We start from the raw sequence: 15,672 nt of genomic DNA, 5'->3' as shown, positions 1-15,672 counted from the left end.
TAAGTACTATTGAAAACCAAACAAAAAAAGGCCAGCAGGGGGAAGACTGCTGACCTTATCAATACAACCGGATTGTTATTTAGCTAATCAAACCGCGAATTGATTCATGGTGTTATCTTTACCTGACGCTTTCAGTGCCTGCTCACCTGAGAAGTACTCTTTGTGATCATCACCAATATTAGAACCAGACATATCTTGGTGTTTCACGCAGGCTAAACCTTGGCGAATTTCTTTACGCTGTACTTCTCTCACGTAGCCCAACATGCCAAGTTCACCGAAGTAGTCTTTCGCTAAATTGTCCGTAGACAAGGCAGCTGTATGGTACGTCGGCAAGGTAATCAGATGGTGAAAAATCCCAGCTTGTGCCGCTGCATCTTTTTGGAAGCAACGAATACGTTCATCCGCTTCGTCTGCCAACACACTACCATCGTAATCTTGTGACATCAGTTTCTCACGTTGGTATTGGCTCACATCTTTACCTTCAGCCAACCAAGCATCAAACACTTGCTGACGGAAGTTCAACGTCCAGTTAAAAGATGGACTGTTGTTGTAAACCAATTTCGCGTTTGGCATAACGTCACGAATACGATTCACAATGGCAGCAATTTGACCGATGTGTGGTTTTTCGGTTTCGATCCACAATAGATCCGCGCCATTTTGCAAAGACGTAATACAATCCAGCACCACACGATCTTCACCTGTATTCGGCTTAAAGCGCACCAAACCATTAGCTAAACGAGTTGGCTTAATCAAACGCTCACCCAGTTTGATCGCCATATCACCAGACTTCATTTGCTCCAGTGACGTCACTTCTTCGCCATCAATAAAGGCATTGTATTGTTCCGCCAAGTCGCCAGCCGTTTGTGATACTGGGATCTTTTGCGTTAAACCCGCACCCAAAGAATCTGTACGCGCTACGATCACACCATCATCTACACCCAATTCTAAAAAGGCGTAACGTACAGCATTAATTTTCGCTAGGAAGTCTTCATGCGGCACGGTTACCTTGCCATCTTGGTGACCACATTGCTTAGCATCAGACACTTGGTTTTCAATCTGGATACAGCAAGCGCCCGCTTCGATCATTTTCTTCGCTAGCAAATAGGTCGCTTCTTCGTTACCAAAGCCAGCATCAATATCAGCAATAATTGGCACAATATGAGTTTCAAAATTATCGATTTTTTGCTGTGTCGCTTGCTCGCGAACTTGATCGCCCGCTTCTCTCGCTTCGTCCATCTCTTTGAATAAATGCTGTAACTCACGGGCATCTGCTTGTTTCAAAAAGGTGTATAGCTCTTCGATCAAAGCTGGCACCGAAGTTTTTTCATGCATAGATTGATCTGGCAATGGACCAAATTCAGAACGCATCGCCGCGACCATCCAGCCTGACAAGTATAAGTAACGGCTACGGGTCGTGCCAAAATGCTTCTTAATAGAAATCATTTTTTGTTGGCCGATAAAACCGTGCCAGCAACCTAAAGACTGAGTGTAATTTGCTGGATCTTTGTCGTAGCTCGCCATGTCTTCACGCATAATTTTAGCTGTGTATTTCGCGATATCTAACCCCGTATTGAAACGGTTTTGCAATTGCATTCTAACCACAGATTCTGGATTCATCGCCGCCCAAGTTGGGCCTTGTGAGTGAATCGTTTGGCTAGCTTGTTGCGTTTTATTCTTGTAAGTATGCATAGTATTTCTCGCTCTTTAGGTTGTTTAAGATAAATTCATTAATAAAAATCAATTCTCAGCTTTCGCTTTAACTCGGTATGCGTGTAGCAAAGGTTCGGTATAACCATTTGCCTGAATCACGCCTTTAAAAATCAAATCCTGCGCCGCTTTATAGGCGTAACTGGTTAATAAGTTTGACGACATAGGTTGGTAACCTTCTGTGGTTTTATTCTGTTCATCTACCACCAGCGCCATACGCTGCATCACGTCATCAATCTGTTCTTTATCGCAAAGCCCATGCAGTAACCAGTTAGCCAAATGCTGGCTGGAAATTCGCAAAGTGGCACGATCTTCCATCAAGCCCACATTGTTAATATCTGGCACTTTCGAACAACCGACGCCCGCCTCAACCCAACGCACTACGTAACCCAATAGCCCTTGAACGTTGTTTTCAATTTCTCGCTCAATCACTTGGTCCGACAAGGTCAAATTGCTTGGAATTGTCGGGATGGTAAGTAAATCCGTTAGGCTCGCTTGCGGACGGCGTTTAATACGTTCTTGTACTTCAAACACATTCACTTGGTGATAATGCAAAGCATGCAATGTCGCCGCCGTTGGCGAAGGCACCCAAGCCGTATTTGCGCCGGCTTTTGGATGCGCAATTTTGGCTGTCATCATCGCCGCCATTTCATCCGGCATCGCCCACATTCCCTTGCCAATTTGTGCTTTGCCCGGTAAACCACATTGCAAACCTATGTCTACGTTGCGGTTTTCGTAGGCTTGAATCCAAGGCTGAGTTTTAATCTGATCTTTTGGCAAAAACGGCCCTGCTTGCATACTGGTATGAATTTCATCACCAGTACGATCTAGAAAACCGGTATTGATGAAAAACACTCGTGATTTCGCCTGACGAATGCACTCTTTCAGGTTCAAGGTAGTACGACGTTCTTCGTCCATAATGCCAATCTTGATGGTGTTTTCTGGCAAACCAAGCATCTGTTCTACTCGACTAAATAACTCACAGCTAAACGCCACTTCTTCTGGTCCGTGCATCTTTGGCTTGACGATATAAATGCTGCCAGTGCGACTATTACGCATTCGGTTTCGAGTCATACCTTCTGAGCGTTGCAAATCCAGCGCGCCAATCAAGGTTGTCACTACCGCATCCATGATGCCTTCCGGTACAAAGTTACCTAGCTCGTCTTGCATCAAGTCACATTCCATCAAGTGACCCACGTTGCGTACCAACAATAAAGAACGACCATGTAGACGGTATTCCTGATTGTCCAAATCCGTAAAAATACGGTCAGGGTTCATGCGACGCGTTTGCGTTTGCCCATCTTTGCTAAAGCTGGCTTCTAGCGTGCCTTGCATCAGTCCTAACCAATTGCGATACACTTCAATTTTGTCTTCCGCATCAACGGCTGCCACAGAGTCTTCGCAATCAATAATGGTGCTTAATGCCGATTCAATAAGAATGTCGTTGATATTGGCTGGGTCTTTCGCACCGTTTTTACCGTTACGATCAAATTGGATCTCTACGTGCAAGCCATTGTTTTTTAGCAAAATGGCCTCTGGTTCACTGCGCTGACCGTTTACTGCCACCAGCTGACAAGGCTGCTGTAAACCGGTTTGACTGCCATCTTGGAAAAAAGCCAATAAATGGTGGTAATAAACCACGTAGCTGATCACATCTTTATGAGAACCAGACTCCAGCGGAAACACTTCGTCTAAAAAGTCTTTGGCTTTAGCAATCACCGCTTCGCCACGAGCTGGGTTGTAGCCTTTATTGTGCAAAACAGCTGTTTCTAGTCCTGCTGTTTTCGCAATGACATCTGTACCGTAAAAAGCGTCGTACAAACTGCCCCAACGTGCATTGGCGGCATTCAATGCAAAGCGAGCGTTCTTTACTGGCACAACTAATTGAGGTCCAGCCAAGTGAGCGATTTCCTCATCGACATTCGTCGTGGTGATGGTGAAATCTTCGCCTTCTGTGACCAAATAACCAATCTCACGCAAGAAGGCTTCATAAGCCTTTATGTCCATGGCTTGGCCTTTTCGAGCGAGATGCCATTGATCAATCTGTTGTTGCATCGCATCGCGAGTGGCCAATAGTTGGCGATTAATCGGTGACAAGTCAGCAACTAACTGTTCAAGGTCGCGCCAAAATGTTGTCGGTTCGATAGCGTGAAGTGGCAGCACTTCTTCATTGATGAAGTTGCAAAACCCTGGATGAATCACACTGTTATTTTTAGCTTGGGGCATATTCATCTCGCTTTCCTTCTTTCTTATATCTATCTGATTCTTAGGGTTAGCAATTCGTTTGATCTCTCTTACGATTGCTTGATTTATAGTCTATGCCCTACTAAGATAAAATTTCACAATAAGAATTACACAGTGTAAATTTTACAAAAATGAAAAATAAAAATAGCCTCAATCGCAAAGCCCATTTTTTGGGTACTAAGATCCGCAACCTGCGTAAACGCAACCGTTTGACGATGGAAGACCTGTCGGCGCGATGCATAAAAGTAGACGCAGAATCTGCCCCATCAGTGTCTTATTTATCCATGATAGAAAGGGGGAAACGCATCCCCAGTGAAGACGTATTGGAAGTCATCGCCAGCGTTTTTCAAAAAGATGTCGAATGGTTTTTAGATGATATTCCGGAAGAAGAAGCCATTACTCCAACAAAAGGGTCTGGCGGTGGCATTAATGGTATGGCGTTAGAGCCAAACTTTTTGTTCTCGAAAGAAATACTACAAATCGCCATTCCTGAGATGCTTTCCCAAACTGGCACCAGCGGTCGTCAATTTGCTCATTTGTTGATTCGCGCCCACCAAGAGCATCATCAAAATCATTTCCCAGATTTAGAGCGAGCCGCCGAAGAAGTAGGACTCAAGCGCTTACCATTAAGCCTTGATGAGATTGTCGCCATCACCAAGCAAATGGGTTTGCAGATCAAGTGGTTTAGAAAAACTCCGTTAGCGGTTTTACAAGAAATGGGCATCAGTGAAAGCCATGTGGTGACTTCTTTCTTTGATCCGCCAAGTACAATCTACATCAACCAAATCATGAAGGCCCAGCCACAACGGTTGAAATACAATCTCGCGGTGCATATTGGTCACACGGTTTTACACGACAAAGACGGCATGAAAAACGTCTTGGTCACAGGACGAAATGAGATCTCGCCCTTACAAGCGCAGAACGCGAAACTGCAATCATCGGGGATGGATGCTCAGGATATTTTGTACGCATGGCGGGACTTCGAATGTAGCTTTTTTGCGGGCGCACTGCTTTGCCCAAAAGTTCCATTTCGACAAATGCTAGATCGTAATGGCTACGAAATTAATACCGCACAACTAGCGGGTGTTTCTGAATCCGTCACCATGCGCCGTATGACGGCAGCATCGCCTTATCCGCATTGGCATTATTTTGATGCCTACGCTCCGGGCAAACTTAAAGCCGTGTATCGTGGTAATGGCATTCCACTGCCTTGGGGCAATATGAGTATGGTGGAAGATCCTTGTCAGCACTGGTCTGTGTTTCGCAAAATAAGCGAACCAAGCACGGGCACTTCTGCACAAATATCGATTCTTAATGTCGGCGACGAGCCGCGGATTTACGCTTGTGAATCGATCAAAGTACAAGATCTTGCAGGCAACAATCACGTACTTTGCTCCGGCATCGATTTGAATCCTGCCATTGATGCCCAAGGCAAAGACGCCCTCTCCATCGCGGCAGATCTACGCGAAGCCTGCGTCACCAAAGGCGGTTCCTCACAGATCCCAAGAAGCATCAAAAAAGACCTAATGAGCGTAGCGAAAATACTTAACATTAATTGGATCGAACGCGGCATAGACAACGATGCTCGGTTGATTTGCTCTCGAGGCGCAGTATGCCCAAGGAAACCGAGTTGTTATCAACAATGCGAGAGAGCATAGACTTATCAGATTAAAAAGCGATGTAGTCTAAGCCAAACTTTGTGGTGTTTTGCTAAAGCCATTAGCACTTTCACTGCTAATGGCTGGCACTTAGTATCAGGTCAAAAAAGATAATCACCCTTTCGATAGTGGAAAACCATGCATTTTTGCTGTCCATACCACGATCATTGAGCTTATAAGCAAGGCTAACAAGGCTGGCGAAAAAGCGCTGACACCAAATTGCTCGAGCAGCACTCCCCCAATCAATCCACCACCTGCAATAGCAATGTTCCAAACAGTCACCAATATGGATTGAGCAACATCCACTGTACTTCCAGCGGCCTTGGCGAGTGCAGTTTGAAATAGTGTCGCTGAGCCACCAAACGCCAACCCCCATAAGCCAATCGCAACATAAACAACGAGATCCATATCAGCAAATATACCTAAAGCCAGCACAGCTAAACCAAACAAACCAGTAAAGGCCAGAGTCATTGCTCGCAAATGACTGTCAATAAACACACCCACAATCCAGATACCAAGCAGTGACATTATGCCAAAAACCAATAATACAAAACCTGTACGCTCAGCCATATCAACTACTGCTAAAAACGGGGCGATATAGGTATACAGAATATTGTGTGCCAGCACAAAAGTTAACACCACAAACAGCACAGCACGTATGCCAGGTAATACAAAAACTTGCTGCAATGAATATCGTTTATTTTTAGCGGAACCAGAAAAATCGGGCACTTGGAAACATATCCAAACCATCAAAATCAACGCCAGTGTGCTCATTATGCCAAAACAAGTACGCCAACCCACTAACGTACCAAGGAAAGTGCCCGCCGGAACCCCTAATGACAGCGCTAAGGGTGTGCCCACCATAGCAATAGCAATGGCGCGGCCCTGCTGATGTTCAGGTACCATACGCGAAGCATAACCAGCTAACAACGCCCACAACAAACCCGCTGCCATGCCTGCTAGAAAGCGCCCCGCCATTATTAGGACAAAGCTAGTAGACAGCATTGTAATTGTATTAGCGACCACAAAACCGGCTATCGCGGTCAGTAATAAAGGTCTTCTTCTGAGCCCTTGCGTGGCGGCAGTCAGTGGAATTGCAGCCAGCAAAGAGCCGATGGCATAAACAGTCACTGTCTGCCCAACCCATGCCTCAGAAACACTCAATCCTAGTGCCATCTGCGGCAGCAAACCGGCCGGCAGCGCTTCCATTAGGATAGTTATAAAAGCCGCCATAGCTAGCGCCAGCAATGAAGTCAGCGGTAGACGATCTTGTTTAGTCTCCTTCATAGCGATGTCTCCAGCGCGCCATAGATTACATCACGCATTTCGGTCACGAAACGGCCAGACATACCTTCAAATTGCGTATTCGTAAAAGCCACCACACTGAGTCCTTGAACATGATCGACGAACCACGAATGTCCGTAGGCACCGCCCCAGCGCCAAGTTCCTAGGGATTCTGGCGAAGCGGCCAATAGTGCATCTCGCAAGACTGAAAAACCTAGACCGAAACCGAAGCCCGGCGCATTCGGCAATTCCAATCCGTTAGTCTGATCCCGCCCCATTTCAGCAATCAGCTCATCAGGTAATAGCTTGCCTCCACCTTGACGTAACGCTTCCAACAGACAGAAGAAGTCTCCAGCTGTACCCGCCATACCGGCTCCGCCAGAAGGGAATGATTGAGTATCAAAAATGCGCGCTGGACTGTACTTAATACCTACTGCGCCATCAAATGGCGAGACTGTTTCCCCTTCCGTTAACCTATGTGGACTAGGTGTATCGTTCACATAAGCGACAGCCACTCGCTGCGGATTATTTGTCACAAAACCCGTATAATTCATACCCAACGGACCGGTTACTAACTGACGAACCGCCTTATCCAGTGGCGCTCCTTGTATACGTTCGATCAATGCCCCCAAAACATCCGTTGCTAACGAGTAGCCCCATGCCGTTCCCGGTTCGTATATTAATGGCACGCTTGCGATGCGTCGCAGATTTTCCTCCAAGCTAATGCCAGACGCATCCATCCCATCTGACACACCCGCCATTGCGTATGGGCTATTTTCGTCGGCTTCGAAGAAGCGGTAACTTAAACCGGCCATATGACTAAGCAACTGTCGGGCGGTTATACGAGCTGTTCGGCCATCGGCTAATCGAGGCTGAAAATCAAGCTTCCAGATACCAATATCTTCATCTAGCTCAAGTCGGCCTTGTGCTACCAGCACCAATGCAGCGACAGAGACAATAGGCTTGCTTACAGAAGCCAGCCTGAAGACCGTATCAACAGTCATCGGCCTAACAGCCTCGCGGTCAGCAAAGCCTGAAGCCTGTTGATGGATCACCTCCCCATGTTGGCTAACCAGAACAACAGCACCAACCAATCGCTGCTCATCCAAGGCCCGTTGAACAACGCTTTGAATGTTAGAAGAAAAACCTCTAAGCCAAGCGCTTTGAGGCAAGAGATATTTGTGAGTTGTCATAGAAAATCCTCGGTTCATATATGAACGGGGATCATATAAACTCACAGATTAAAGAAAAAGTAGGCTGTAGTTACTTTGTATGCGGAGCATTGTGTCCGCAATTAAAATCATGAACCGGAGGTAACATGGATAGCTTGAATGGCTTTATCGTATTTGTGCAAGTAGCCGAGAAGCGTAGCTTCGTTGCCGCAGGTCGAGAGCTGGGCGTGTCAGCTTCTGCTGTTGGAAAGAGTGTGGTGCGACTAGAAAAAAAACTCGGTGTCCGACTATTTCACCGCAGTACCCGTAACATCACACTAACCGCCGAAGGTACTTTATTTTTGGAACGCTGCCGCCGTATTCTGGCCGAAATAGAAGCGGCAGAACTCGAACTATCTCAATCTAAAGAGACACCCCGTGGACGTTTGCGCGTGAGCCTGCCACTAGTTAGCTCACTGGTATTGCCCGTATTAGGTGACTTTATGCGTCAATATCCAGAAATTGAACTTGATCTGGACTTCACCGATCGCATGGTAGATGTCATCGAAGAAGGGTTCGACGCAGTGGTGCGCACCGGCGATCCTGTTGATTCACGTTTATCAGCCAGACGACTCGGTTCATTCCAGATGAGGCTAGTCGCTTCACCTGATTACCTCAACAACCGTGGCATTCCAAAATCGCCAATAGACCTATTGCAGCATAGCTGTTTACACTATCGATTTCCCAATAGCGGCAAATTGGAAACATGGGCACTGCAACAAGAGCCAAATGAAGCAGAGCTGCAACTTCCGACATCCATGATTTGCAATAACATAGATACTCGTGTGTGCTTTGCGCTACGGGGATTAGGTATCGCTTATCTACCTGATTTTTCTATTCGGGAACCTCTTTTAGATGGGCGACTCTGTACAGTTTTAGCCGACAAGGTAAAACACACCGGCGTCTTCCATATACTGTGGCCAGCCAGCAAGTACCCATCGCCAAAAGTACGCGCCTTAGTGGATTTTCTATCTACAAGAGTATTTCCGCCTAAGAAAATAAAAGGCTAAAGTAATTATGTTGACTTAGGGGCAATATGATTATGAGATATCCGCGATGTATAGCTTTAACAGCACCTTAATCCCGGAAAACAGACCTTATCTTTAAGCTCATATCAAGACTCGAAAACCGTGGCTAACACTTGTTGGCCACTACACTGATCTTCGTTGATAATTTTGGGCACTTAAGCGAGGCCACTATATGGAATCTTGTCTTTTGGGATGGCGAAACAGTTATTTGGCCAAAGGCTAAAATATTAGATGGCACTATGATGAGCATCGTTCAACGACAATTGGAACATATAAACATTCCACAACGTCACGAAGCAATCACACTCAAACGTCTTAGAGAACTATCAGGTGCAGCGGTAATGAATTCATGGACCCCAGGGATATCAATCAGCGCCATTGGCTCAGTTACGATAGCAGAAGCAAAGCCGTTTATCCGCTTACTTCATGAAGCCTTCGAGGCTGAGCCCGCCGACACAATTTAAAGGTACTTCACTTACCTGAGGTCATAGGATTAGTGTGCTAACCAAGTACTCTTCCCCCTATTTTTAGTTAAATTAATTCCCAAACACAAAAATAACGCGCATGCAGCAAACCCTGCAGCCAGCCAGAGATTGGCGGTCAAGCCGAGTCCATCTACGGCTTGACCTCCCGCCCATGACCCCAATGCAATACCAATATTGAAAACGCCCACATATAGCGCAGTAGCAATTTCCATAGCGTGCGGGGCGGCTTTCATAACCCAGGTCATTAAGCCGACTGACACGCCGCCGTAGGCTAAACCCCAAACTAATAACACCACACCACCACCGATGTGGGAATCACCGACGGTCAGAAACAGCACAGGCGTTAACAATAACCCCAGCGAAATAGCCATTAATGTTAGCCCCGTGCGGCGAGCCGCAACCATACCAGCGAGAAAGTTACCGATAATGCCGGCGATGCCGTAGGCAAACAACAGTGCGCCAATCCATTGCGTTTCAAATCCAGATACTGACAACAACAACAACGGACGCACAAAGGTAAAAGCCATGAAGTGACCAGCAACCAGAAACAGTGTAAGGGTAAGCCCGACTTGCAGCTTGCGGTTGCCAAGCTGTTTGCAGAACGCGTTGTATGTAGCCGAAGATACCACTGGCAACTTTGGCATGAAGGCAAGGTTAAACGCCAGCACCACCCCGCTGAATAATGCCATACTACCGAAAGCCCAACGCCACCCAGCAAAGTCACCCACCCATGCTCCGAGCGGCACCCCCATCACAGATGCGGCTGCCACCCCGCCAAAAATGATGGATGTTGCCAAACCGATGGAATGAGTAGGAACCAATCGGGCAGCCAGTCCACCAGCGATAGCCCATATGCCCCCCATGCAGAAGCCGACTAATACACGCCCAGCTAGCATCCACCACAGGCTTGGTGCCAATGCCGAAGTGATGTTGGCTATAATCAGCAATCCCAGCAACCCGCACAGAATTCGGCGCCGATCTATGTCGCCAGCAGCCATCACCACGAGTGGCGCGAACAGCGCTGCCAGCAACGCAGGCAGTGAAATCATCAGGCCAGCTGTTCCAGAGGAAATATCCAACGTATCCGCGATTGGTGTCAGTAGTCCAACAGGAAGCATTTCAGTTGTTACCACAGAAAAAGTGGCCAAACTTACAGCAGTAACAGAAAGCCATTGATGCCGCACAGATGTTTCTGCAGCAAACATTGGAGACTCATTCATAGTTTTAATCCTTAAATTAGAGAAATATATTACGCCGTCAGCAAGCGACTTCGAATACTATTGAAGAATACTAACGCAGGCGTATGTGCCCTAAGAATGCGACCAAGAGCACTAACATCCCGGCACAAAGTGCAACAAAAAAACCGGCTAACGCACTACCATCATCGATTACTTGTCCTGCCACCGCAGCACCTAGCGCCACTCCTACATTCAGCGCGGCCAACAACCAGGTCATACCTTCAGTCAATTGGTGCTCAGGCACCAGCCGTTCCACAAGTGACATGGCTACGATCATCGTTGGTGCAAAAAAAACACCTGCCACCAATACAGCGATAGCCAATGTCGATATGCTTCCAACCAGTAGCAAAGGTACGGTAGTCATAGCCGTCGCCAATCCACCCAGCAACAACATACGATGCAGTGGTACCTGCAGTTTTAAGGAACCAAACAGTAAACCAGACAAACAAGAACCGACTGCATAAGCTGACAAAATCAGACTGGCTGCTGCCGGTTTCTCCAGTTGCTCAGCGAAGGCTACGCTGACAATATCGACAGTACCGACGATGAGACCCATTGCCATCATCAACAAGGCCAGTAGCCGAATATCAGCCAACTGAATCACAGATCCGCTACACTCAGTGGAGCCATTTTGTGCTGCAACCATAGGCTCAGTTTCCCGCAGGGCAAGCAAAGCAAAAACACCTATGGGTAGCAGCATCGCAGCAACTAAGGGACCTGCTTGGGGGAATATTGCTACCGACAGTCCCACCGATAACGGAGGCCCAGCGATAAAGGTGACTTCATCGAACACAGTCTCAAGTGAGTAAGCTGTTTGTAAACGTGGCTGTCCTCGATAAATCTCCGTCCAGCGCGCCCTGACCATCGCCGACATGCTAGGCATAGTGCCAACCAGCAAGGCACCGATAAACAAGGTCCAATCAGGTGCTTGCCACCAAGTACTTGCAAGTAAAAGTAGCACGCCGCTAACACTTAGCGCCGTCGCCATAGGGAGTACTTGGCTTTGACCGTAGCGGTCTACCAAACGAGAAATCTGTGGTGATAGTAGTGCGTAAGCAAGCACAAAGGTTGCAGATACAGCTCCAGCTAATGTGTAACTACCGCGGAGTTGCGACAGCATAGTAATAATGCCAATGCCCATCATCGGTAGCGGAATTCTTGCCAGCAGACCTGCAAGGGCAAAACCCTTAGTACCAGGCGCATCGAACAATTCACTGTAAGGGTTAGCCATATCTTTCTCCAGAGTATGGCGCTTGCCATTATGGCTTAGCGCGATGATAATACATACACAGTGTATGAATAAGACTATACATTCATACGCCATGTATGTAAATAATCATTCAGTGCGTATGTAAGTAATAATACGACACACTCATAAGGAGAAAATAATGGTCCGTCGTACTCGCGCCGACATGGAAGAAACACGTGCCACACTGCTGGCAACTGCCCGAAAAGTATTCAGCGAACGTGGCTACGCTAATACGTCAATGGATGATCTCACCGCACAGGCAAGCCTGACCCGTGGCGCGCTTTATCACCACTTTGGTGATAAAAAAGGCTTACTGGTGGAAGTTGTGAAACAGATCGATGCTGAAATGGATCAACGTTTACAACTAATTACCAACACAGCTAAAGATGCCTGGGATGGCTTTCGAAGACGCTGTCATGCCTATCTGGAGATGGCACTGGAGCCAGAAATTCAACGCATAATATTGCGTGACGCAAGATCAGTGCTAGGCGGAGCCTCACCAGACTCGCAACACTATTGTGTTGAATCAATGCGATTACTGATAGACAACCTTATACAGCAAGATGTTGTAACCAAAACTAACTCGCAAGCTCTCGCGTCACTGATTTACGGCAGTCTAGCCGAAGCAGCGTTTTGGATAGCGGAAGGTGATGATGGTAATGAACGTTTGGAACAAGGTATCGCCGCACTGGATTTATTATTGCGTGGACTGCTGGTCAAACAATAGGTTTAGCAAAAGCCTAATTATTTACCACCCCCCGTGTTAGCAAGTGATAATCTGGTGATACTTTCCGAACTGCAGTATCTCGTCATTTGAGAACTTGGCTTTCTTTTATACCGCCACTCCAGACGAGCTACTGGTTTCCTATTTAGGTCGAATACTGCTTACCTAACTACAACCAATCGGTAAAAATGCTTCGCGCAAAACGGTTATGAAACTAACACCTAATAACTAACAGGCCAAAGTCCATCACCAACAATTTATGTCAGCCGTTGTGACCATAGGCGACTAATTTCAGATCCTGAAAAACATCAAAGAGGACTCAAAAACAACTATTTTTCGTCTGTCTCCAAACACTTTTCTACTGCTATTGCCCCAGCTTCAATACGTTTTAACAAGCCCGCTTTTTCTAAATAAATCATATCGTTACAAATGATGTTATCCGACACATTAAATCGCTGCTTTAGTGTCTTAGAGAATACTTTTCCATCCAGTGCTAGCAAAAGCAGTATTGTTTGTTGTCGCTGAATATTTTGCATCTTCCTGTTGCTCATCAGAATACCTCACTTGCCTACTGGCGCAATGACATGTCGCTGTAACGCCTTAATCGTTCGGTCGTTAGCAATATAATGCCAGCCAGCAACAGCAATATCATGGGGAATGAAGCAAAGGTGAATACTTTTGCTGTGGCGCCAAGTATTGGCGGTACGACCATGATGCCGATATAAGCCGTCGCCATAGATAAACCAATAATGGCTTGCGATGCCGATGAGCCAAAACGTTTCGGAGTCATTTGAATGGTGTTCGGAAAGATTGGCGCACAACCTAACCCAATGAATATCAAGCCTATTTTTGCCAACTCATCTGAAAATGGTAGAGCAAGCAAGATGCAGCCGAGCAGGATAATGACAACACCAGAGCGGATAAGGGTTTCTTCTGCCACTTTTTCTGCGATCACTCCACAGGCAAAGCGCCCAACCGTAATGCCTAAATAATACATGGCTACCCAGAATGCCGCGTCTGCTGGAAGTATGCTTCTTTGTGTCGTTAGGTAGCTTGCCGCCCACAAACCAGTGCTCATTTCTATTGAGCAATAGCTAAAAAAAACAACTAACTGCAGTGGGACGCCTTTCATTTTTAGTGCGGAAGCATTTGTCACTAACGGAGCGCTTGTCTCATCACTTCTTACAGAGTTAATGACAAACTTCTTCCACAACGGAAGTGCAGCAAATAATAAAATGACCAGTAGAAATTGCACAATCGCAATGGTTATATAGCCATCACGCCAACCTTCTTTGAGGGCCAAATAATTCGCCATTAGAAGTGGACCAGCGGTCGCACCAACACCCCAGAATGAATGCAGATAATTCATATGCTTGGCTTTATAATGTAATGCAACAAAGTTGTTCAATGCAGCATCCACAGCGCCCGCCCCAACACCTAATGGAATAGCCAAGAACACAAGCGCCCATGCCATGTTGGACATACTAAAGCCAAGTAGTGCCACCGCTGTCAGTAAGACACTTAACGCAACAACTTTTCCTATTCCAAAATAATGAATTGCTTTCGTCACAAAAAGGCTAGAGATCACAGTACCAGCACTGATAATGAGAGAAATAACACCGGCAAATTCCAGTGAGGCATTTAAGTCGTTTTTCATAACTGGCCACGATGAGCCAAGTACCGCATCAGGTAGACCCAAACTAATAAAAGCGATGTAGATAATGAAAAGCAATAGCATGACAGTGTTTACCCGTTTGATTTTTTTTAAAACAATACCGTCTACATGGGTTTATATATAGGTATATACTCTCTTAAAATATAACGATTCTATCAACATCAATTTTACCAAGGCGAGTTCAATAAGTGGTGCTATGCAAATTTATAAGATTGAAACAGAAGAAAATGGCAGAGAGCTGACTATTCACGGTAGTCATGACTTTCCTTGTGGATCTTATGACGAACGTTTTTCACATTTTGTTGGTGGCGAAGTACCGTGGCATTGGCATGATGAAATAGAAGTTGTGTTGGTTATAGAAGGCGCCACCAAAGTCGAATGTATTAATTCCAGTGATATCGTGAAAACTGGAGAAATGGTCTTTATCAATGCCAATACCTTACACAAGCTAACGAACTATGGCACTGAAGACTGTCGAATATTGAACGTGGTGTTCAGTCCAAAAATGCTTGGTGGTGTGGGCTTTGGACTAATTTATAAAAAGCATGTGCTTCCTGTTATCAATAACAAAGAGCTGCTGTTTTATAAATTCTCCGGCGCTAAAGCTTGGCACGAGCAAGTGATCAATGAGCTGGCGACAGCCTTTGAAGTATGGAAAGAGCAAGGTTCTGACCGCGAGTTTTATATGAACATTGCACTAATGAAATTCTGGCATATTTTCTGTACCAATCAGCAAGACATCACCGCGACTCACAACGCGGCAAAGACCAATGAAAAGCGAGTACAATCCTTGCTAAATTTCATCCACAGCAATTATGAAGAACGCATTTCCATTGCCGATATAAGTGAGGCTGCAAACATCAGTGAAAGTGAATGTTATCGTATATTTCGCAACGCTCTGAGTTGCTCACCAAACAGCTATTTATTGAATTATCGGCTGCGGAAATCGGTTCAACTGCTGACCGAAAGTAATAAACAAATCGCAGACATTGCCTACGAAAGTGGTTTCAACTGCTCAGCCTACTTTGCTAAAAAATTTAAACTTGCCTTTAATGTAACCCCTATGCAATTCCGGAAAAATTACAGCGTAACCTTAGATCATCCTTTAGCTAACAATTTTCCCATAACACAAACTAAATCAAGCTAATTTCGCAATAGAAGGCAAGACC

13 protein-coding genes are annotated in these 15,672 nt (G+C 46.0%); 5 read left to right on the top strand and 8 right to left on the bottom strand.

Features of this window, described 5'->3' with window-relative positions; genetic code table 11:
- Positions 1–87 precede the first annotated feature (87 nt).
- Both BUA59_RS10125 and BUA59_RS10120 read right to left on the bottom strand, forming a co-directional pair.
- Entirely contained in the window at positions 88–1,689 is a 1,602-nt protein-coding gene (locus BUA59_RS10125; protein WP_072839586.1) for an isocitrate lyase, read from the bottom strand.
- A gap of 48 nt (positions 1,690–1,737) precedes the next feature.
- Complete coding sequence (locus BUA59_RS10120; RefSeq protein WP_072839585.1) at positions 1,738–3,939, bottom strand: malate synthase G; 2,202 nt, start codon at positions 3,937–3,939, stop codon at positions 1,738–1,740.
- A 143-nt stretch (positions 3,940–4,082) separates the two neighbouring features.
- Here BUA59_RS10120 and BUA59_RS10115 point away from each other — a divergent pair, with 143 nt between their 5' ends.
- Positions 4,083–5,609 (top strand): DUF3612 domain-containing protein, encoded by a 1,527-nt coding sequence (locus BUA59_RS10115; RefSeq protein WP_072839584.1) that lies wholly within the window; start codon positions 4,083–4,085, stop codon positions 5,607–5,609.
- A 114-nt stretch (positions 5,610–5,723) separates the two neighbouring features.
- On the opposite strand, the gene BUA59_RS10110 is transcribed toward BUA59_RS10115, so the two are convergent.
- The gene (locus tag BUA59_RS10110; protein WP_072839583.1) at positions 5,724–6,896 is read right to left on the bottom strand and encodes an MFS transporter; all 1,173 of its coding nucleotides are present in this window, start codon (positions 6,894–6,896) and stop codon (positions 5,724–5,726) included.
- Positions 6,893–8,086 carry a serine hydrolase domain-containing protein gene (locus BUA59_RS10105; protein ID WP_072839582.1) on the bottom strand — a complete coding sequence of 398 codons (1,194 nt, stop codon included), beginning with the start codon at positions 8,084–8,086 and terminating at the stop codon, positions 6,893–6,895. The genes BUA59_RS10110 and BUA59_RS10105 overlap by 4 nt, the downstream gene beginning before the upstream one ends.
- A 125-nt stretch (positions 8,087–8,211) precedes the next feature.
- On the opposite strand from BUA59_RS10105, the gene BUA59_RS10100 reads away from it, so the two are divergent.
- On the top strand, positions 8,212–9,114 hold the full coding sequence (locus tag BUA59_RS10100) for a LysR family transcriptional regulator (protein ID WP_072839581.1): 903 nt from the start codon (positions 8,212–8,214) through the stop codon (positions 9,112–9,114).
- A gap of 131 nt (positions 9,115–9,245) precedes the next feature.
- Positions 9,246–9,596 carry an aminotransferase class IV gene (locus BUA59_RS10095; protein ID WP_084122332.1) on the top strand — a complete coding sequence of 117 codons (351 nt, stop codon included), beginning with the start codon at positions 9,246–9,248 and terminating at the stop codon, positions 9,594–9,596.
- A gap of 29 nt (positions 9,597–9,625) precedes the next feature.
- Here BUA59_RS10095 and BUA59_RS10090 read toward each other — a convergent pair whose 3' ends face one another.
- Positions 9,626–10,735: an MFS transporter gene (locus tag BUA59_RS10090; protein ID WP_245813130.1), complete on the bottom strand. Its 1,110-nt coding sequence runs from the start codon at positions 10,733–10,735 to the stop codon at positions 9,626–9,628.
- Positions 10,736–10,907: 172 nt separating this feature from the next.
- The gene (locus BUA59_RS10085) at positions 10,908–12,086 is read right to left on the bottom strand and encodes an MFS transporter (RefSeq protein ID WP_072839579.1); all 1,179 of its coding nucleotides are present in this window, start codon (positions 12,084–12,086) and stop codon (positions 10,908–10,910) included.
- 157 nt (positions 12,087–12,243) lie between these two features.
- Here BUA59_RS10085 and BUA59_RS10080 point away from each other — a divergent pair, with 157 nt between their 5' ends.
- A complete protein-coding gene (locus BUA59_RS10080) occupies positions 12,244–12,831 on the top strand; it encodes a TetR/AcrR family transcriptional regulator (RefSeq protein ID WP_072839578.1) in 588 nt (195 codons plus the stop codon).
- Positions 12,832–13,157: 326 nt separating this feature from the next.
- On the opposite strand, the gene BUA59_RS10075 is transcribed toward BUA59_RS10080, so the two are convergent.
- A complete protein-coding gene (locus BUA59_RS10075; protein ID WP_084122330.1) occupies positions 13,158–13,379 on the bottom strand; it encodes a DeoR family transcriptional regulator in 222 nt (73 codons plus the stop codon).
- A gap of 17 nt (positions 13,380–13,396) precedes the next feature.
- Positions 13,397–14,566 carry an MFS transporter gene (locus tag BUA59_RS10070; RefSeq protein ID WP_072839576.1) on the bottom strand — a complete coding sequence of 390 codons (1,170 nt, stop codon included), beginning with the start codon at positions 14,564–14,566 and terminating at the stop codon, positions 13,397–13,399.
- A gap of 133 nt (positions 14,567–14,699) precedes the next feature.
- On the opposite strand from BUA59_RS10070, the gene BUA59_RS10065 reads away from it, so the two are divergent.
- A complete protein-coding gene (locus BUA59_RS10065; RefSeq protein WP_072839575.1) occupies positions 14,700–15,650 on the top strand; it encodes an AraC family transcriptional regulator in 951 nt (316 codons plus the stop codon).
- Positions 15,651–15,672: the final 22 nt, after the last annotated feature.

The sequence above is a fragment of the Marinomonas polaris DSM 16579 genome, from assembly GCF_900129155.1.
Classification (GTDB): domain Bacteria; phylum Pseudomonadota; class Gammaproteobacteria; order Pseudomonadales; family Marinomonadaceae; genus Marinomonas; species Marinomonas polaris.
The sequence above is the reverse complement of the archived record's forward strand: the minus strand, read 5'-3'. Positions and strand labels throughout refer to the sequence as shown.

Coding starts and splice junctions, on each gene's coding strand:
- BUA59_RS10070 (WP_072839576.1), bottom strand. CDS start 14,566: ATGCTATTGCTTTTCATTATCTACATCGCTTTTATTAGTTTGGGTCTA.
- BUA59_RS10110 (WP_072839583.1), bottom strand. CDS start 6,896: ATGAAGGAGACTAAACAAGATCGTCTACCGCTGACTTCATTGCTGGCG.
- BUA59_RS10120 (WP_072839585.1), bottom strand. CDS start 3,939: ATGAATATGCCCCAAGCTAAAAATAACAGTGTGATTCATCCAGGGTTT.
- BUA59_RS10075 (WP_084122330.1), bottom strand. CDS start 13,379: ATGAGCAACAGGAAGATGCAAAATATTCAGCGACAACAAACAATACTG.
- BUA59_RS10125 (WP_072839586.1), bottom strand. CDS start 1,689: ATGCATACTTACAAGAATAAAACGCAACAAGCTAGCCAAACGATTCAC.
- BUA59_RS10085 (WP_072839579.1), bottom strand. CDS start 12,086: ATGGCTAACCCTTACAGTGAATTGTTCGATGCGCCTGGTACTAAGGGT.
- BUA59_RS10115 (WP_072839584.1), top strand. CDS start 4,083: ATGAAAAATAAAAATAGCCTCAATCGCAAAGCCCATTTTTTGGGTACT.
- BUA59_RS10090 (WP_245813130.1), bottom strand. CDS start 10,735: ATGCTTCCTGTTGGACTACTGACACCAATCGCGGATACGTTGGATATT.
- BUA59_RS10065 (WP_072839575.1), top strand. CDS start 14,700: ATGCAAATTTATAAGATTGAAACAGAAGAAAATGGCAGAGAGCTGACT.
- BUA59_RS10105 (WP_072839582.1), bottom strand. CDS start 8,086: ATGACAACTCACAAATATCTCTTGCCTCAAAGCGCTTGGCTTAGAGGT.
- BUA59_RS10100 (WP_072839581.1), top strand. CDS start 8,212: ATGGATAGCTTGAATGGCTTTATCGTATTTGTGCAAGTAGCCGAGAAG.
- BUA59_RS10080 (WP_072839578.1), top strand. CDS start 12,244: ATGGTCCGTCGTACTCGCGCCGACATGGAAGAAACACGTGCCACACTG.